Genomic DNA, 18,327 nt, shown 5'->3' with positions numbered 1-18,327 from the left:
TCGGGACACCAGGCGGGGGACGAGGCGGAGCCCCGGGTGGGGCAGCGATCCTGTCAGCACAGGGACACCGCCCCGCCGGCCTCCGGCCAGGCCGTGAGCGGGGTGAAGCCGCGGTGGCCGAACTCGCCGAAGACCTTGACCGGGGCGCCACCGGACAGGGAGACCAGCCGCCACAGGCCCGGACGTGCCCGCGCGGTGGACGTCAGCGGCAGCGCCGTCTTCCCGTCGGCGTCCGCGAGCTGCCAGGAGTCGCCGTCCGGGGCCGGCACGACCCGGTCCAGGGTCACCGGTACGGAGTCCAGCCACGGGTCGTCCCTCAGGGCCTCGCCGTAGCGCGCGGCAGCCTGCGCCGGTGTCATCCCGGGCGGGCGGGCCGCCGTGGGAGCGGGCGGGGCGAACTGCTCGCCCAGGGCCGCCCGTGGTTGTCCGGCACCCGGATACGCCGACACTTCGGCGTCCAACGCCAGCCCCATCGGCAGCGCGAGCTCCGGCGCGCGGCCCGCGGCACCATAGGACAGGAGCAGCGCCGTACGGCCGGACGTGGCGCCGTACAACCAGATGCGACGGGTCGTCAGCCGGGCGTCTGCCGTGTCGTACTGGGCGAGGACCAGCCAGCTGTCGCGCAACGGCGGGCCGTCCGCCGAGGCGGGCAGGCCGACCCGGGAGCGGACCGTCGCCGCCAGGTCGTCGGGCAGCCGCTCCCGACGCAGCCAACCCTGGTCGAGGAGGTGGAGGAGGGCGCATTCCTCCAGCAGGCGCACCGGCCAGCCCGGCCCCGACGACGGGATCGCCCCCAACTCCCGCACCCGCGCGGCGAGACCGGAGGCCTGGGCGTCGACCATCCGGGCCGCCGTCTCCTCCCACTGCCCGTACCCCGCCTGCTCCGCGCCCGCGAGGCCGCCGCGCAACAGGTCCACCAGCCGTTGCTCCAACTCCGTCGCACCCGCGGTGATCCGCTCGGCCCGGCGCTCCGCCCGGCGTCGCGCCGCCTCGGGATCAGCGGAGCCGGGCGCGGCACCGGTGGCCGCCGTCTGCTTCTCCGCCGCGCGTTTCCTTCTCCCCTCCAACCACTCCCCGGCCCACTCCGGCGGCTGTCCGGCCGGCACCGCGTCGGTCCCGCCCGACCAGAGCAGGAGCAGCCCGAGCGCGTGCTTGCACGGGAACTTGCGGCTCGGACAACTGCACTTGTACGCCGGTCCGGACGCGTCCGCGATGTCCACGACCGTCTGATACGGCTTGCTGCCACTGCCCTTGCACAGCCCCCACACCGTCCCCTCCCCACAACTGCCCGCCTCGGACCACGGTCCGGCCGCGCCGAGTTTGCTGCCCGCTTTGCGTGATGCGGCGTCAGGCGCCAGTGACAGCACCTGGTCCGCACTCCAGCGCACCCCCTGCTGAGTCATGTCTTCGAAGGTAGATCCCACCACTGACAATCGGCCTTGCGAGCGCGTTTTCGCAGGTCAGATCGCATTGTCAGTGGCGTGGTGCACGGTGGACACCAGATCCGAACCGGCCGAGCTGGAGGGGGACTCAGCCATGACTGTGTCTGCAGAACCGACGTCCGCCCAGGTGCGTGAGCAGGAACCGACCGAGGCGTTGCGTCCGCATGCCGAGGACGCCTTCGCCGATGAACTCGCCGCGCTCGCCGCGCAGGACGACCGCCCGCGCCCGGCGCGCTGGAAGCTGTCGCCGTGGGCCGTCGCCACCTATCTCCTCGGTGGCACTCTCCCCGACGGCACCGTGATCACGCCCAAGTACGTCGGACCGCGCCGCCTCGTCGAGGTCGCCGTCACCACCCTCGCGACCGATCGCGCCCTGCTCCTGCTCGGCGTGCCCGGCACAGCCAAGACCTGGGTGTCCGAGCACCTCGCCGCGGCGGTCAGCGGCGACTCCACCCTGCTCGTGCAGGGCACGGCCGGGACCCCGGAGGAGGCCATCCGTTACGGCTGGAACTACGCGCAGCTGCTCGCGCACGGCCCCAGCCGTGACGCCCTGGTCCCCAGCCCCGTCATGCGGGCGATGGCCGAGGGGATGACGGCCCGCGTCGAGGAACTGACCCGTATCCCGGCCGACGTACAGGACACGCTGATCACGATCCTGTCGGAGAAGACGCTGCCGATACCGGAGTTGGGTCAGGAGGTGCAGGCGGTCGGCGGCTTCAACCTGATCGCGACCGCCAACGACCGTGACCGTGGGGTCAACGAGCTGTCCAGTGCCCTGCGCCGCCGGTTCAACACGGTCGTGCTGCCGCTGCCGGAGAGCGTCGAGGCCGAGGTCGACATCGTCTCGCGGCGAGTCGACCAGATCGGCCGCTCCCTCGACCTGCCGGCCGCGCCGGACGGCATCGACGAGATCCGCCGCGTGGTGACGGTCTTCCGTGAACTGCGGGACGGCCTCACCTCCGACGGCCGCACCAAGCTGAAGTCGCCCAGCGGCACGCTGTCGACGGCGGAGGCGATCTCCGTCGTCACAGGCGGCCTCGCGCTGGCGGCGCACTTCGGTGACGGTGTGCTGCGGGCGGGCGATGTCGCCGCGGGCATTCTCGGCGCGGTCGTCCGTGACCCGGCGGCCGACCGGGTCGTGTGGCAGGAGTACCTGGAGGCGGTCGTCCGTGAACGCGACGGCTGGACGGACTTCTACCGGGCGTGCCGCGAGGTGAGCGTGTGAACGGAGCCGGGCGGGTGCCGCCGCGCGGGAATCCGGCGGCTGGTGGGGAGTTCAGCGCGCCGATCGCGGGCGTGGACACGGGCGCGAGTGTCGGCTCGCCGGGGTCACGGAAGGAAGGAGGACGACGTGACGGGCGCTGAGGAGACCGGGGGGCGAGAGGCCGGGGTGGCCGGGCCGCTGCTGCTCGGGGTGCGGCACCACGGGCCGGGTTCCGCGCGGGCCGTGCGGGCGGCGCTGGCCGCGGCCCGGCCGCGGGTGGTGCTGATCGAGGGGCCGCCCGAGGCCGACGCGTTGATCCCGCTGGCCGCCGACGAGGACATGCGGCCACCGGTCGCCCTGCTGGCCCACGCGGTCGACGAACCCGGCTGCTCGGCGTTCTGGCCGCTGGCCGAGTTCTCCCCGGAGTGGGTGGCCATCCGCTGGGCCCTGGAGCACGACGTCCCGGCCCACTTCATCGACCTGCCGGCCACCCACACGCTGGCGTGGGGTCGGGACGCGGGGGAGCCCGGGGCGGAGAAGCCCGAAGGGGAGATGAGCGAGGCGGCCGAGGCCAGGGGGGAGGACGCCGGGCCGGACGTCCGCGTCGACGTCCGGGTGGACCCGCTCTCCGTGCTCGCGGAGGCCGCCGGTTATGACGACGCCGAGCGCTGGTGGGAGGACGTCGTCGAACACCGGGGGCCGGGCTCGGCGGACCCCTTCGCTCCGTTCGTCGCGCTGGAGGAGGCCATGGGGGCGCTGCGGGAGACGTACGGGAGCGGGGGCCACGACCGGGACCTCGTACGGGAGGCGTACATGCGGCTCCAGATGCGGGACGCGCAGCGCCGGTTCGGGGACGACGTGGCCGTGGTGTGCGGCGCCTGGCACGTGCCCGCCTTGCGGCGACGGACCACCGTCGCCGCGGACAGGGCGCTGCTGAAGGGACTGCCCAAGGTCAGGACGGACATGACCTGGGTGCCGTGGACGCACCGCAGGTTGTCGCGGCGCAGCGGGTACGGCGCGGGGATCGACTCCCCGGGCTGGTACGGGCATCTGTTCCGGGCGCCGGACCGGCCGGTCGAGCGATGGCTGACCGAGGTCGCCGGTCTCCTGCGAGAGGAGGACCGCATGGTCTCCTCGGCGCACGTCATCGAGGCGGTCCGGCTCGCCCGGACGCTCGCGGCGATGCGGGGGCGTCCGCTGGCCGGGCTGAGCGAGACGACCGACGCCGTGCGGGCGGTGATGTGCGACGGCTCGGACGTACCGCTGGCTCTGGTGCACGACCGGCTCGTCGTGGGGGACGTGCTCGGGGAGGTACCGCCGTCGGCGCCCGCGGTGCCGTTGCAACGGGACCTCGACCGGATCCAGCGCCGACTGCGGCTCAAACCGGAGGCGCGGGAACGGGAGTTGGAGCTCGACCTGCGCAAGGACACCGACGCCGAGCGCAGCAGGCTGCTGCACCGGCTGCGGCTGCTGGGTGTGGCCTGGGGCGAGCCGGTCGCCTCGCGCGGCAGCACGGGCACGTTCCGGGAGACCTGGCGGCTGAGGTGGGAGCCGGAGCTGGTCGTGCGGGTCGCGGAGGCAGGGGTGTGGGGGACGACCGTGCTCGGCGCCTCGACCGCCAGGGCGGAGTCGGACGCGGTCGCCGCGCCGGGCCTCGCCGATGTCACGGCACTCGCCGAGCGCTGTCTGCTCGCCGAACTGCCGGACGCGCTCCCCACGGTGATGCGGGTCCTCGCCGACCGGGCGGCCCTCGACGCCGACGTCGGCCACCTCGCCCAGGCCCTGCCCGCCCTGGTCCGCTCCCTGCGGTACGGCGACGTACGCGGGACGGACACCGCGGCCCTGACGGAGGTCGCCGCCGGCCTCGCCGAGCGGATCTTCGTCGGCCTGCCGCCCGCCTGCGCCGCGCTCGACACGGACGCGGCCGACGAGATGCGGCGCCATGTCGACGCGGTGCACGGGGCGGTGGGGCTGCTGGACGACGCCGCCGCACCGGACCACGGTGACCTGCGGGGGCGTTGGCACGCGGTGCTCGGGGTGCTGTCCGGGCGGGACACCGTGCCCGGTGTCATCCGGGGCCGGGCGGTGCGCCTGCTGCTGGACGGCGGGCAACTCGCCCAGGACGAGGCGGCGCGGCTGATGGGGCTCGTGCTGTCGCCGGGGACGCCGCCGGGAGACGCGGCCGCCTGGATCGAGGGCTTCGTCGGCGGCGGCTCGGGCGGCGGGATGCTGCTGGTGCACGACGAGCGGCTGCTCGGCCTGGTCGACACCTGGCTGACCGGCGTGCCGGCGGAGGCGTTCATCGACGTACTGCCCCTGCTGCGGCGGACGTTCTCGGCGTACGAGCCGGGCGTGCGCCGCACCCTCGGTGAACTGGTCCGGCGGGGACCGGGCCGACGGGCGAGTGCGGTGGCGGCCGGGCCGGGCATCCCCGGCTTCGCCCCCGAGCTCGACCATGAACGCGCGGACGCGGTCCGGCCGGTGGTCCGGCTGCTGCTGGGGCTGGACGGCGTGGAAGAGCAGGCGGGCAACGACCTGGTGGGGGTGGCGCGATGACGACCGATTGCCTGAACGGGCCGAGGGAGAGGGAGCGGGCCACGGAGGTGAGCGTGGTCGGCTACGGGAGCGGTTCGCTGGCGCAGGACCGCCCGACGACGACCGTCCCGGTGATCCCGCTCTGGGAACGGCTTCGCACGGAGGTACGGGGATGACGACCGAGCAGTACACGACGACCCAGCCGGTCGACCCGGCGCAGGAGCGGCTGCGGCGCTGGCGGCTCGTGCTCGGCGGGGACGCGGCCGACGGCACGGGCTGCGCGCTCTCGGGGCGGGACGCCGCGATGGACGGTGCGCTGGCCGGGCTCTACGGGAAGGGGGACAAGGGGCAGCAGGGCCGGGACCGTTCGGCGGGGCTCGGTGCGTCGGCGCCGTCCGTGGCGCGCTGGCTCGGGGACATCCGGACGTACTTCCCGTCCACCGTCGTCCAGGTCATGCAGCGCGACGCCATCGACCGGCTGGGGCTGTCCGCGCTGCTCCTGGAGCCGGAGATGCTGGAGGCGGTGGAGGCGGACGTGCACCTCGTCGGCACGCTGCTCTCCCTCAACAAGGCGATGCCCGAGACCACGAAGGAGACGGCGCGGGCAGTCGTCCGCAAGGTCGTCGAGGACCTGGAGAAGCGGCTCGCGACCCGCACCCGGGCCACGCTCACCGGCGCCCTGGACCGCAGTGCCCGTATCAACCGGCCCCGGCACCAGGACATCGACTGGAACCGGACCATCGCGGCCAACCTCAAGCACTACCTGCCGGAGTACCGGACGATCGTGCCGGAGCGGCTCATCGGATACGGGCGCGCGTCGCAGTCGGTGAAGAAGGAGGTCGTTCTCTGCATCGACCAGTCGGGGTCGATGGCGGCGTCCGTGGTCTACGCGTCCGTGTTCGGTGCGGTGCTGGCGTCGATGCGGTCGATCAACACGCGGCTCGTGGTCTTCGACACCGCCGTCGTCGATCTCACCGATCAGCTCGACGACCCGGTCGACGTCCTGTTCGGCACACAGCTCGGCGGCGGCACCGACATCAACCGGGCGCTGGCGTACTGCCAGTCGCAGATCACCCGGCCCGCGGACACCGTGGTCGTGCTGATCAGCGACCTCTACGAGGGAGGCATACGGCAGGAGATGCTCAAGCGGGTAGCGGCGATGAAGGCGTCGGGGGTGCAGTTTGTGACGCTGCTCGCGCTGTCCGACGAGGGGGCGCCCGCCTACGACCGGGAGCACGCGGCCGCACTCGCCGCGCTGGGCGCACCGGCCTTCGCGTGCACGCCCGACCTGTTCCCGGAGGTGATGGCGGCGGCGATCGAGAAGCTGCCCCTGCCGATACCGGAGACCGCGTGACGGCCCCCGCAGGAGGGCGACTTGTCGACCCATTGACCGGAATTCCGTCCGGACTTCGGCTAGCAAAACGGACATGACTACCCATCGGTAATGGGGGGCTTGCGCAACCTCGGGAGTCCCGTGCAAGGATCGACGACCAATAGCGGTGCGAGACGCTCCGCTTGCTTCGTCACGAGTCGTACGGCGTGCACTGTCCGTCGCGCGGAGGGACCCACACCCAGTTGATCCAGTCTGTCGCCCTCACCGGTGCCGCTCTGCGCGTGATGCGTACGGCGGCCGGGCGGCGTGTGCTGCGTGTGGTGCTGTTGGTGGGCGCGTTGTTCGCGCTCGGGTTCCTCTGCGGGGAGCAGGCGCAGGCGGCGGGCGGGGCGGTACCGGCGCCGGTCACTGAGGCGTCGCCGGCTTCGGCGGGCGGCGCCCGGTCGTTGGCGAGCGGTGCGGTCGCCGAAGTGACACACACTCCGTCTGGCTCGGTACCCGACTCACCAGCTCTGCCGGACGCGGCGACTGCGCCTGTTCTGCCGGACGCGGCGACGGCGCCTGTCCTGCCGGATCTGCCGAGTCGGTCCGCACTGCCGGACGCGCCGAGCCTGCCGGACGTGCCGGACCTGCCGAACGTGGCGAGCCTGCCAGAACTGTCGGACCTGTCAAAGCTCCCGCCCCTCCCATCTCTTCCGCCTCTGTCGTCTCTCCCGTCCGTCCCCGCTCCGCCGACGGTGCCGTCCAGGCCGACTCTGCCGCCCACGCCGACCGTGCCGGGGCTTCCGGAGGCGCCGTCTGCCCCCGTGCACACGCTGCCGGTCCCGGTCACGTCGGCTCCGCAGCCGGGCTCGTCGACGTCACCCACGGCGCCGACGCCGACGGACGGACAGACCCCCGGAGGACGTTCCGACGCGAAGACCCCGCTCACCTACGGGCCTCGGTCGAGCACGGACTTCGGCGTCCCCGGCGTCGCGACGCAGAGGCCCGGGCACCGGGCCGCCCACCCCGCGCCCGCCCCGGCGCCCCGGGGGCCCAGGCATGACCCGGGTGGTGTGCCGAGCGGCAAGGCGGCCGGCGACAGCGGTACCGGCACCCCACGGCACGGCGGCGACGCGCACGCCGTCACCTTCGACCACCGGGCGCCGCTGCGGCTCGCGCCCGGAGCCACCGTGGGCGCGGACGCCTACGGCACCCGGGACAGGCACCGGGACATTCCCGTCTCTCCGGCCTAGGTCAGGCCCTTCCCCCGTCGCAGACCTGCCGCGCGGGGGTGGACACAGGTCTGCCCACCCGTCCGGATCCCCCTCCGATCTCCGGACGCATGCCTTCGGAACTGTCCCCAAACCTCCCAGGTCCCGTAGTTCCCGTCGAGGAACGCCGGACCCCTGTGGATCTAAGGATCTGACGCACGCCATGAGCAAGCACATCCGCATGAACACGAACACCCGTATGAACACGAACATCCGCCGTTCCATCGTGATAGCCGCCGGTGTCACCGGCGCCTGGGCGCTCGGCTCCGCCGTCGCCAGCGCGGACGAACTGCCCGCGACCCCCGTCTCCGCACCGGATGCGACGACCGACACCACCACGGACGCGGTGACGAAGACCCCGGACACCGTCACCGGCACCCTCGACACCGTCACCGGCGCGGCCCACCAGGCCCACCGTGACGTCGACGCGAAGGCCGCCACGGTCACCGCGAAGGCCACCCCGAAGGCCACCGCCGCGATCCAGGGCGCCAAGGCGGCTCGTGCGGCGAAGGTCACCGGCACCGTCTCCGGCGCGGCCGTCACCCCCCAGGCCCGTGCCCACGCGGACGGCGTCGACTACCTGTTCGGCCCCCTCTCCGCCTTCGCGCCCGAGGTGGAGCGGACCCGGTCCACCGCCGACGACACGGCGACCTCCGTCACGACGGCCGCCGAGACCGCCGTCTCCTCCGTCCCGAGCCACGTCACCGGAACCGCCGGCCAGGTCGTCGGGCAGACAGTGGACGCGGCCGCCCCGCCCGTGGCGACGTCCGCCGTGGACGGAGCACTGCCGATCGCCACCGGCACCGTGCACGCGGTGACGCCGGTCGTCGGTGGCGTGGTCGCGGACGTCCCCCCGTACGCCACCGGTCTGGTCGGTCAGGTCACCGACGGCACCACGGCCGCCGTCCTGCCGCCGGTCGTGAACACCGCCGTGCACGGCGTGGTTCCGGTCGCGGGGCAGGCCGTGACGGACGCGGGCGGGCTGGCGGACGGCGTCACCCGGGACGTCCAGCCCGTCGCGACCGGGACGGTCGGCTCCGTGCCGCCGCTCGCGCACGGTGTGGCCGGTCACGCGACCGACCTGGCGTACGGCGTCGTGGGCCAGGTGGCGCCGTTCGGCCAGGGCGTCACAGGCGCCGTCCAGCCGGTCGTCGACACCGTCACCCGGACCGTGCACGACACGGTGAACGAGACCGTCCAGCCGGTCGTGCACGGCGTCGGCGGCAGCGCCACGACGCTGGCGTACGGCGTCACGGGCGAGGTCGCTCCCTTCGCGGACGGCCTGGTCGCGGAGGCGGGCCCGTTCGCGTACGGGGCCGTCGGCCAGGTCGCGCCGCTGGCGCGGGACCTCGCCGGCACCGTCCGGGCGACGGCAGGCCCGCTCGCCGGTCACGCCCTCACCGGGGCCGAGGGTGTCGCCGAGTCGGTCACCCCGAGCTACGTGCACCACGGCGACACCTACAGCGTCTGAGGCCATCGTTCTCGGATCCCTGAGGGCCCCGAGAACTCCTGAGTACGTCTGAGAACTCCGTGAGTCGGCTGCCCCGGACCGCCGAAAACCGTCGGTCGGTCCGGCCGGAATCTCACGGACAGGGCGAGCTGGTCCCCATTGGGGTGGGGATCAGCCGCCCCACGCCCCGCAGGGGCTGTTCCAAGGGGCCTCACCGGGTCAACCCCAGCCCGGTGAGGCCCTCGGCCCGCCGCCCCGATGTGGCCGCAGCGCCTCCCGAGTGCCGCCCCGGCCCCTCACGCGCGACACTCCGTGCCAGTGAGCGCGGCATCATGTGACAGGTATCACCGCTCAGGTGTGACCCGCGATTTAGAGGCCCCCCGCAAGCAGCGATAACCTGCGAGACGGACATGCCGCGCGCTCGGACACCGTGTGCGCCTCCCTTGTGACAGACGGCGGACGTCACGTTGCCCTCGCGGCACGCCCACGCAGACAACGAACCGCGAGATCACTGATAGGGACGGAAGCGCGTGGACCTGTTCGAGTACCAGGCGAGGGACCTCTTCGCCAAGCACGATGTACCGGTGCTGGCCGGTGAAGTCATCGACACGCCTGAGGCGGCCCGCGCAGCCACTGAGCGTCTTGGTGGCAAGTCCGTCGTCAAGGCCCAGGTGAAGGTCGGCGGCCGTGGCAAGGCCGGCGGCGTGAAGCTCGCCGCCACCGCCGACGAGGCGGTCGAGCACGCGACCAACATCCTCGGCATGGACATCAAGGGCCACACGGTCCACAAGGTGATGATCGCCGAGACGGCCCCGGAGATCCTGGAGGAGTACTACGTCTCCTTCCTCCTGGACCGCACCAACCGCACCTTCCTCTCCATCGCGTCCGTCGAGGGCGGCATGGAGATCGAGGAGGTGGCGGCCACCCGTCCGGAGGCCGTCGCCAAGACGCCGATCGACGCCAACGAGGGTGTGACCCCCGAGAAGGCCCGCGAGATCGTCGAGGCCGCGAAGTTCCCGGCCGAGGTCGCGGACAAGATCGTGAACGTCCTGGTCACCCTGTGGAAGACCTTCATCGCCGAGGACGCCCTCCTCGTCGAGGTCAACCCGCTGGCCAAGGTCGCCTCCGGTGACGTCATCGCCCTTGACGGCAAGGTCTCCCTCGACGAGAACGCCGAGTTCCGTCAGCCGGAGCACGAGGCCCTCCAGGACAAGGACGCGGCCAACCCGCTCGAGGCCGCGGCCAAGGAGAAGAACCTCAACTACGTCAAGCTCGACGGTGAGGTCGGCATCATCGGCAACGGCGCGGGTCTCGTCATGAGCACCCTGGACGTCGTCGCGTACGCCGGTGAGGCGCACGGTGGCGTCAAGCCCGCCAACTTCCTCGACATCGGCGGCGGCGCCTCCGCCGCGGTCATGGCGAACGGCCTGGAGATCATCCTCGGCGACCCGGACGTCAAGTCGGTGTTCGTCAACGTCTTCGGCGGCATCACCGCCTGCGACGAGGTCGCCAACGGCATCGTGCAGGCGCTGCAGCTGCTCAAGGACAAGGGCGAGGAAGTCACCAAGCCCCTCGTCGTCCGCCTCGACGGCAACAACGCCGAGCTGGGTCGCAAGATCCTCTCCGACGCCAACCACCCGCTGGTGCAGCGCGTGGACACCATGGACGGCGCGGCCGACAAGGCCGCCGAGCTCGCGGCTGCGAAGTAAGGAAGAGGGACAGACACAGCCATGGCTATCTTCCTCAACAAGGACAGCAAGGTCATCGTCCAGGGCATGACCGGCTCCACGGGCATGAAGCACACCAAGCTCATGCTGGCCGACGGCACGAACATCGTCGGTGGCGTGAACCCGCGCAAGGCGGGCACGTCCGTGGACATCGACGGCACCGACATCCCGGTGTTCGGCACGGTCGCCGAGGCGATCGAGAAGACGGGCGCGAACGTGTCCGTCCTCTTCGTGCCGCCGGCCTTCTCCAAGGCCGCCGTGGTCGAGGCCATCGACGCCGAGATCCCGCTCGCGGTCGTCATCACCGAGGGCATCGCCGTCCACGACTCGGCCGCGTTCTACGCGTACGCCGTGTCCAAGGGCAACAAGACCCGGATCATCGGCCCGAACTGCCCCGGTCTCATCACCCCGGGCCAGTCGAACGCCGGCATCATCCCTGGCGACATCACCAAGCCGGGCCGGATCGGCCTGGTCTCGAAGTCCGGCACGCTGACGTACCAGATGATGTACGAGCTGCGTGACATCGGCTTCTCGTCCGCCGTCGGCATCGGTGGCGACCCGGTCATCGGCACCACGCACATCGACGCCCTGGCGGCCTTCGAGGCCGACCCGGACACCGACCTGATCGTCATGATCGGTGAGATCGGCGGCGACGCCGAGGAGCGTGCGGCGGACTTCATCGCGAAGAACGTGACGAAGCCGGTCGTCGGCTACGTCGCCGGCTTCACCGCGCCCGAGGGCAAGACCATGGGCCACGCCGGCGCCATCGTCTCCGGCTCCTCCGGCACGGCCGCCGCGAAGAAGGAGGCCCTCGAGGCCGCCGGTGTCAAGGTCGGCAAGACGCCGACCGAGACGGCCAAGCTGGCCCGCGCCATCCTCGCCGGCTGACGCGACCCGCAACGGAAGGGCCCGCACTCCCACCGGGGGTGCGGGCCCTTCCGCATGCCCAACCGGCGCAACCCGGTTCAGTGCGGCGCGACCTGCCTCCGCCCGGCTCAACGCGGCTGCGGCAGCAGTCTCTCGGGCCCGCTCGCCGTTCCCTCCCGCAGCTTCGCCCGCAGCGACAGCTCCCGCTGCGACAGCGAACCAGGCGCCACCCTCGGCGGTACGCCCCGCACCATCACGCCCGGCGACACCGGTGGCTCGTAGTGTGTCGGCGCGGTCCGCAGCGCGAGGGCCGTCGTGCCGATCAGGGTGACGGTGAAGGCGACGGCGGCCCGGGTCCAGAAGGCGGCCCGGCGCTCACTGTCCGCCCGCACCGCCGGAGGCCGCGCGGCGCGCGGCCGCTCCAGGCAGGCCAGTTCGGCCATCCGCCGGCGCAGCTCCGCCGGGTTCGCCAGTTCCGGCAGACGCGCGGCGATCGCCTCGCGCGCGTGCAGCAGCCGGTTCGCCGTCGCCGGTGTGCTCGCCTCCGTCTCCGCCGCCGTCTCCGGCAGGCCGAGGCCGACGCCGTCGTAGAGGAGGAGCGCGCGACGGTACGGCGGCGGGAGTTTGAGGAGTGCGTCGAGCAGCGTGCGGGAGATGGCGTCGGCGGGGGGCGGCTCGGAGCGCCGGAAGCGGGGGCGCAGCCGGTGCCAGGGGGAGAGCGCGCAGTCGTACGTCGCCGCCCGCACCCAGCCCGCCGGGTCGGGGTCGCGGGCCACCTCGGGCCAGCGCTGCCAGACGAGTTGGAAGGCCCGCTCGACCGACTCGCGCGCGAGCTCGCGGCGCCCGGTGAGCAGATAGGCCTGCCGGACGAGGGCGGGTGCGCAGAACGCGTACAGCGCGTCGAAGGCCTGAGCGGGCGTCAGCGTGGGGGAGTCCGCGACCGGTTCAGGCGCGGGGCTCCGCGTCACCGGGGGTCCCTTCGGGCGAAAAAGTACATAAACATATATTGGGCGACACATCCGGGGTTCGCCTGTTACGACGATCAGGCGCGTGTCGTTGGGAGCATGACGGTCGTGATCAAGATGACCGCTTGCCGACCGCTGTTGTCGTCCCTGCTCACCCGGATGCGCGACCGACCGCCCGGAGAGGCTGCCGCCCTGCTGGCCGGCATCGTCGCCGCGGGCCTCGGCCTCTGCTTGTTCGCCTCGCCCGTGATGCTGCTGTGGATCAGTTCGCCGTATCCAGACAGCGGTCCCGGCGGCGCGCTGCATGTCGCCGCCGCGCTGTGGCTGTTGGCGCACGGCGCCGAACTGGTCCGCCCCGACACGCACTCCGGCGTCCCCGCACCCGTGGGCGTCACCCCGCTCCTGCTGTTCGCGCTGCCGGTCTGGCTGGTGCACCGGGCGGTGCGGGACGCGGCGGAAGGAGGCGAGGACCCTGGGGACATCGGGGCGATCGGGGGGATCGGGAGAGTTGGGGGAGTCGAGGGGCCGCCGCCGGTTGACGCGCGGACGGCGTGGCGAGGGGTCGTCGTCGGCTACCTCGCCGTCGGCCTGGCCGCCGCGGTGTACACCTCGGGCGGTGCTCTGCGGCCCGCGTGGATGTGGACGGTGGTGTGGCTGCCGCTGACGGTGATGGGCGCGGCCGGGTGGGGGGTGTGGAGGGCGTACGGCTGTCCGCCCGCGGTGCTGGAGAGGCTGCTGGCGCGGGTGCCGGACGGGATGCGGCGGCGGGCCCTCGAGCCGGCGGCGCGGGAGCGCCGTGGGGTCGCCGGGCGTGCGGCGGGGGCCGGGGTGGCGGTGCTGGTCGGGGGCGGGGCGTTGGCGCTGGCGGTGTCGCTGGTGTGGCACGGCGGGGCGGCGTGGGGGCTCTTCCTGCACTTGACGGAGGGGTGGTCCGGCCGGTTCGCCGTGCTGCTGCTGTGCCTGGCACTGGTGCCGAACGCGGCCGTGTGGGCGGCGACGTACGGGCTCGGGCCCGGCTTCACGCTCGGCGTCGGCCATGTGGTGAGCCCGCTCTCCTCCGCGCCCGCGCCGTTGCTGCCGCCGTTCCCGCTGCTGGCGGCGGTGCCGGACGCCGGGGCCGGTACGCCCGTGAACTGGGCGACGTCCCTGGTGCCGGTGGCGGCGGGGCTGACGGTGGGGTGGTACACGGGGCGGGGGGCGACGAGCGGTGGCGCCGGGCAGGCGGCCGCCGGGGTGGGGGACGATGCCGGACGGACGGTGGAGGCATGGTCGGGTGGCCGTACCGCCCTGACCGCGGGGGTGGCCGCCGTGTGGTGTGCGGGGCTGGTCGCGGGGCTGGCCGCGTTGGCGGGCGGGCCGCTCGGAGTCTCCGCGCTGTCCCGCTTCGGGCCGGTGTGGTGGCAGGCGGGAGCTGCGGCGCTGCTGTGGATGACGGGCCTGGCGGTACCGGTGGCGTGGGGGGTGCGGATGTGGCGGTGCCGGGGACGGAGCGGCGCGGAGAAGCCCGGGGCGACGGCGACGATCGGAAAGCCCCGGGTGAGGCCGCGAGCGGAGCCGAAGGGGGAGCCGGGAGGCGCGCCGGGGTCCATCCCGCACGCCACCCCGAAGGTCACGTACGTGACCTACCTCGACGACACCGACGACGAGCCGTACGACTTCCTCCCGGTGGAGCCGCCGGAGCCTGGCTCCGCGTCCTGAGCGGGCCCCCGTTCCGGTCGAACCCCTGGGGCTCGGCCGGTGTCGGTGTGCCGAGCCTCAGGCGTCAGTCCTCCGTGCCCAGTACACCGCGCAGTTCCTTCGGGAGGAGATCCGCGCAGGACTTCTCCGCCGCGTTGGTCAGGGCGTCGTTCGTGCAGGTGTAGTAGTCGGCGTAGACCAGTTTCGCGGTGAAGCTCGCGGCGACCAGGACGATGGCCAGGGACGCCGTGACCAGGCCGCTCACCGCAGAGGTCGTCTGGGAGCGGGCGTTCTGGGCGGGGGCCGGCTTGTCCGGGTCGGGAGTGCGGGGCTGTGCGCGCAGCGCGCTGATGCTCCAGTACATGGCCAGCGCACCGAGCGGCAGGGCCAGGTAGGGCAAGCTGAAGATGGCGAAGAAGAAGGCCCACATGCCGCTCAGTAGGGCGTACCGCGCATGGCGCTGGACCGGGTCCGTCGGGTCCCACCGGGTGCCCTTGCCCGTGCCCGGGCCCCCTCCGCTCGGGCCCTCGGGGCCCGTCCCCTGACCGCCGCCCAGACGCTCACCGAAGCCGCCGGGGGAACGGCCGGGCTGCTGGTCGCTCCACTGGTTGCCCCAGGGGGAGCCGTCACCGCCGGACCCGGGGCCCTGACCGCCCTGACCGCCCTGAGCCCCCTGCGAACCGTCGGCTCCCTCGCCGTCCGCCGGACGACGCGGCTGCCAGGGGCGGTCCGGAGTGCCCTCCGGCGGGGCGGCGAACGGGTTGTCGTCCCGGGTGTCCCCGGACGCGCCCCGGTCCTCCCCGCCACCTGCGCCCTGCGACGGCCCACCACCTGCTCCCTGCGACGACCCACCGCCGCGGTCCTGGTCGCCCGCGCCCCCGCCCGACGGGGTGCCCGCGGCGTCGGGGGGAGAGGTGGGGCGCTCCCGCAGCAGCACGCCGATGCGCTCCCCTCCCTGCGGTGACTGCGGGGGGAGCGTGAGGAGTCGCAGATGGCGGTCCGGCATCAAGTGAGCGTCTTCCCCTAGGTGATACGGCTGGCTGGCGTGAGCTGTCGCTCGGAGAACGCACCACACCACGACCGCGTTCCCGAGCCCGCCCGCCCCAGACGCTACCTCCCGCCCTCGCCCCCGTCCCGTGGGGGCCGTCCGGTGTGCCGGTATCGTTGCTGACGGTCGGCCGCTTCGTACACTTCCCCGTATCCCGGGGCGTGAAGCATTCGTACGACCGTACAAACGCACCCCCGAGAAAGGGCCTCACCGTGGCCGCCAAGCCCGTGGCCAAGCGCCTCGTCGTGCTGGTCTCCGGATCCGGTACGAACCTCCAGGCGCTGCTCGACGCCATCGAGACCAGCGGCACCGAGGCCTACGGCGCCGAGATCGTGGCCGTGGGCGCCGACCGCGAGGGCATCGAGGGGCTCGCGCGGGCCGAGCGCGCCGGGATTCCCACCTTCGTGCGGAAGGTCAAGGAGTTCGGGACGCGCGACGAGTGGGACGCCGCCCTCGCCGAGGCGGTCGCCGCGTACCAGCCCGACCTCGTGGTGTCCGCGGGGTTCATGAAGATCGTGGGCAAGGAGTTCCTGGCCCGCTTCGGCGGGCGGTTCGTGAACACGCACCCCGCCCTCCTGCCCAGTTTTCCCGGCGCCCACGGGGTCCGTGACGCGCTCGCGTACGGCGCCCGGGTCACCGGCTGCACCGTCCACTTCGTCGACGACGGCGTCGACACCGGCCCGATCATCGCCCAGGGCGTGGTCGAGATCCGGGACGAGGACGACGAGAGCGCTCTGCACGAGCGCATCAAGGAAGTCGAGCGAAGACTGCTCGTCGAGGTCGTGGGGCGGCTCGCCCGCAACGGCTATCGCATTGAGGGACGAAAGGTAGTTATCCAGTGACCGCCACCGCCGAGAGCAACAAGCGGGCCATCCGTCGCGCGCTCGTCAGCGTCTACGACAAGACCGGGCTCGAGGACCTCGCGCGCGGGCTGCACGAGGCGGGCGTGGAGCTCGTCTCCACCGGGTCCACCGCCTCCCGTATCGCCGGCGCCGGCGTCCCCGTCACCAGGGTCGAGGAGCTCACCGGCTTCCCCGAGTGCCTGGACGGCCGCGTCAAGACCCTGCACCCCAAGGTCCACGCGGGCATCCTGGCCGACCTGCGCCTCGAGGACCACCGCAACCAGCTCGCCGAGCTGGGCGTGGAGCCCTTCGACCTGGTCGTCGTCAACCTCTACCCCTTCCGCGAGACGGTCGCCTCCGGTGCCACGCCGGACGAGTGCGTGGAGCAGATCGACATCGGCGGGCCGTCCATGGTCCGCGCCGCCGCCAAGAACCACCCCTCCGTCTCCGTGGTCACCAGCCCCGCCCGGTACGCGGACGTCCTCGCCGCCGTGCAGCAGGGCGGCTTCGACCTCGCCACCCGCAAGCGGCTGGCCGCCGAGGCGTTCCGGCACACCGCCGAGTACGACATCGCGGTCTCCTCCTGGTTCGCCTCCTCCTACGCGCCCGCCGACGACTCCCCCTTCCCCTCCTTCCTCGCCACCAGCCTGGAGCGCGCGCACACCCTGCGCTACGGCGAGAACCCGCATCAGCCCGCCGCCCTCTACACCGCCGGCACGGGCGGCCTGGCGGCGGCGGAGCAGCTGCACGGCAAGGAGATGTCGTTCAACAACTTCACGGACACGGACGCCGCCCGCCGTGCCGCGTACGACCACACCGAGCCGGCCGTCGCGATCATCAAGCACGCCAACCCGTGCGGTATCGCGGTGGGCGCCGATGTCGCCGAGGCGCACCGCAAGGCGCACGCCTGTGACCCGCTGTCGGCGTTCGGCGGCGTGATCGCGGTCAACCGGCCGGTGTCGAAGGAGATGGCCGAGCAGGTCGCGGAGATCTTCACCGAGGTCATCGTCGCGCCCGACTACGAGGACGGCGCGCTGGAGGCCCTGGCCAGGAAGAAGAACATCCGCGTGCTGCGCGTCCCGGACGGCCCCGCCCACCCGGTCGACGTCAAGCCGATCGACGGCGGCGCCCTGCTCCAGGTCGCCGACCGGCTCCAGGCCGAGGGCGATGACCCCGCGAACTGGACCCTGGCGACCGGCGAGGCGCTCGGCGCGGACGAGCTGGAGCAGCTGTCCTTCGCCTGGAAGGCCTGCCGTGCGGTGAAGTCGAACGCGATCCTCCTCGCCAAGGACGGCGCCTCGGTCGGCGTCGGCATGGGGCAGGTCAACCGCGTCGACTCCGCGAAGCTGGCCGTCGAGCGGGCGGGCGCCGAGCGCGCGCAGGGCTCGTACGCCGCGTCGGACGCGTTCTTCCCCTTCCCGGACGGCCTGGAGATCCTCGTCGAGGCCGGCGTGAAGGCCGTGGTCCAGCCCGGCGGTTCGGTCCGCGACGAGCTGGTGGTCGAGGCGGCGAAGAAGGCTGGCGTGACGATGTACTTCACGGGCACGCGGCACTTCTTCCACTGACCGTCGCTCCTGGCAGGGACCTCGGGGTCCCTGCCGGGTCGGCTACCGGGGTGTGGCGGTCGGGGCGTGCTTGACGGCTCGCTCGCAGTGCGGCCAGTCGTGGAAGTCGTGGCCGCTGCTCCACAGGCGGTGCGCCGCCCGGATGTTCCACTCCGGGTCCAGCGCCTGACGAGGTGTGCCGCCCCTTTCGCGCAGGCGGGCATCGGAGATCTGGAACAGGCCCCAGTTACGGGTGCCGTTGGTGTGGGCGGCAACCTCGCCGGCACCTACGAGGTCCGGTCCCACAAGTGGATCACCGGCAGCTGCGGCTGAGCCGGACACCTGCGTGACGGTGGCCTCCGGCCTTCCCCCGATCTGGCCGGAGACCACCTCGGGCGCCACGTTCCCACCAGCGGGTCCGACGCGGAACCTGGGAAGTC

General features: G+C 73.0%; 15 protein-coding genes. 11 read left to right on the top strand and 4 right to left on the bottom strand.

Annotated elements, in window-relative coordinates; all coding sequences use genetic code 11:
* Positions 1–53 precede the first annotated feature (53 nt).
* Positions 54–1,403 (bottom strand): SWIM zinc finger family protein, encoded by a 1,350-nt coding sequence (locus ABZ027_RS15435; protein WP_356768321.1) that lies wholly within the window; start codon positions 1,401–1,403, stop codon positions 54–56.
* Positions 1,404–1,536: 133 nt separating this feature from the next.
* On the opposite strand from ABZ027_RS15435, the gene ABZ027_RS15430 reads away from it, so the two are divergent.
* The 8 genes from ABZ027_RS15430 to sucD all read left to right on the top strand — a co-directional run bounded on the left by ABZ027_RS15430 (position 1,537) and on the right by sucD (position 11,832).
* Positions 1,537–2,667: an AAA family ATPase gene (locus ABZ027_RS15430; protein WP_356768319.1), complete on the top strand. Its 1,131-nt coding sequence runs from the start codon at positions 1,537–1,539 to the stop codon at positions 2,665–2,667.
* Between the two features lie 126 nt (positions 2,668–2,793).
* Positions 2,794–5,202 (top strand): DUF5682 family protein, encoded by a 2,409-nt coding sequence (locus ABZ027_RS15425; RefSeq protein ID WP_356768317.1) that lies wholly within the window; start codon positions 2,794–2,796, stop codon positions 5,200–5,202.
* Complete coding sequence (locus ABZ027_RS15420) at positions 5,199–5,357, top strand: hypothetical protein (RefSeq protein WP_356768315.1); 159 nt, start codon at positions 5,199–5,201, stop codon at positions 5,355–5,357. Before ABZ027_RS15425 ends, ABZ027_RS15420 begins: the two co-directional genes overlap by 4 nt.
* Complete coding sequence (locus ABZ027_RS15415; RefSeq protein ID WP_356768313.1) at positions 5,354–6,535, top strand: VWA domain-containing protein; 1,182 nt, start codon at positions 5,354–5,356, stop codon at positions 6,533–6,535. Before ABZ027_RS15420 ends, ABZ027_RS15415 begins: the two co-directional genes overlap by 4 nt.
* Before the next feature lie 785 nt (positions 6,536–7,320).
* On the top strand, positions 7,321–7,749 hold the full coding sequence (locus ABZ027_RS15410) for a hypothetical protein (RefSeq protein WP_356768311.1): 429 nt from the start codon (positions 7,321–7,323) through the stop codon (positions 7,747–7,749).
* Between the two features lie 181 nt (positions 7,750–7,930).
* Complete coding sequence (locus ABZ027_RS15405) at positions 7,931–9,238, top strand: hypothetical protein (RefSeq protein ID WP_356768309.1); 1,308 nt, start codon at positions 7,931–7,933, stop codon at positions 9,236–9,238.
* Between the two features lie 509 nt (positions 9,239–9,747).
* Positions 9,748–10,926: an ADP-forming succinate--CoA ligase subunit beta gene (gene sucC, locus ABZ027_RS15400; protein WP_356768307.1), complete on the top strand. Its 1,179-nt coding sequence runs from the start codon at positions 9,748–9,750 to the stop codon at positions 10,924–10,926.
* A gap of 21 nt (positions 10,927–10,947) precedes the next feature.
* Positions 10,948–11,832, top strand: coding sequence for a succinate--CoA ligase subunit alpha (gene sucD, locus ABZ027_RS15395; RefSeq protein WP_356768305.1), 885 nt, complete (start codon positions 10,948–10,950; stop codon positions 11,830–11,832).
* Positions 11,833–11,939: 107 nt separating this feature from the next.
* Here the strand turns inward: sucD and ABZ027_RS15390 are convergent, their stop codons facing one another.
* On the bottom strand, positions 11,940–12,830 hold the full coding sequence (locus ABZ027_RS15390) for a sigma factor-like helix-turn-helix DNA-binding protein (protein ID WP_356768303.1): 891 nt from the start codon (positions 12,828–12,830) through the stop codon (positions 11,940–11,942).
* A gap of 45 nt (positions 12,831–12,875) precedes the next feature.
* On the opposite strand from ABZ027_RS15390, the gene ABZ027_RS15385 reads away from it, so the two are divergent.
* Positions 12,876–14,474, top strand: coding sequence for a DUF6350 family protein (locus ABZ027_RS15385; RefSeq protein WP_356768301.1), 1,599 nt, complete (start codon positions 12,876–12,878; stop codon positions 14,472–14,474).
* A 64-nt stretch (positions 14,475–14,538) separates the two neighbouring features.
* Here the strand turns inward: ABZ027_RS15385 and ABZ027_RS15380 are convergent, their stop codons facing one another.
* On the bottom strand, positions 14,539–15,459 hold the full coding sequence (locus ABZ027_RS15380) for a hypothetical protein (RefSeq protein ID WP_356768299.1): 921 nt from the start codon (positions 15,457–15,459) through the stop codon (positions 14,539–14,541).
* A 254-nt stretch (positions 15,460–15,713) separates the two neighbouring features.
* Here ABZ027_RS15380 and purN point away from each other — a divergent pair, with 254 nt between their 5' ends.
* Both purN and purH read left to right on the top strand, forming a co-directional pair.
* Positions 15,714–16,343, top strand: a complete 630-nt coding sequence (gene purN, locus ABZ027_RS15375; RefSeq protein ID WP_356768297.1) for a phosphoribosylglycinamide formyltransferase — start codon at positions 15,714–15,716, stop codon at positions 16,341–16,343.
* Positions 16,340–17,908: a bifunctional phosphoribosylaminoimidazolecarboxamide formyltransferase/IMP cyclohydrolase gene (purH, locus tag ABZ027_RS15370; protein WP_356768295.1), complete on the top strand. Its 1,569-nt coding sequence runs from the start codon at positions 16,340–16,342 to the stop codon at positions 17,906–17,908. Before purN ends, purH begins: the two co-directional genes overlap by 4 nt.
* A 42-nt stretch (positions 17,909–17,950) precedes the next feature.
* Here purH and ABZ027_RS15365 read toward each other — a convergent pair whose 3' ends face one another.
* Positions 17,951–18,289, bottom strand: a complete 339-nt coding sequence (locus ABZ027_RS15365; RefSeq protein ID WP_356768293.1) for a hypothetical protein — start codon at positions 18,287–18,289, stop codon at positions 17,951–17,953.
* Between the last annotated feature and the right edge of the window lie 38 nt (positions 18,290–18,327).

It is taken from the genome of Streptomyces sp. NPDC006332 (genome assembly GCF_040612855.1).
In the GTDB taxonomy this organism is placed as follows: domain Bacteria; phylum Actinomycetota; class Actinomycetes; order Streptomycetales; family Streptomycetaceae; genus Streptomyces.
Note: the sequence above shows the minus strand (reverse complement) of the source record. Positions and strands in the feature narration are given on the sequence as shown.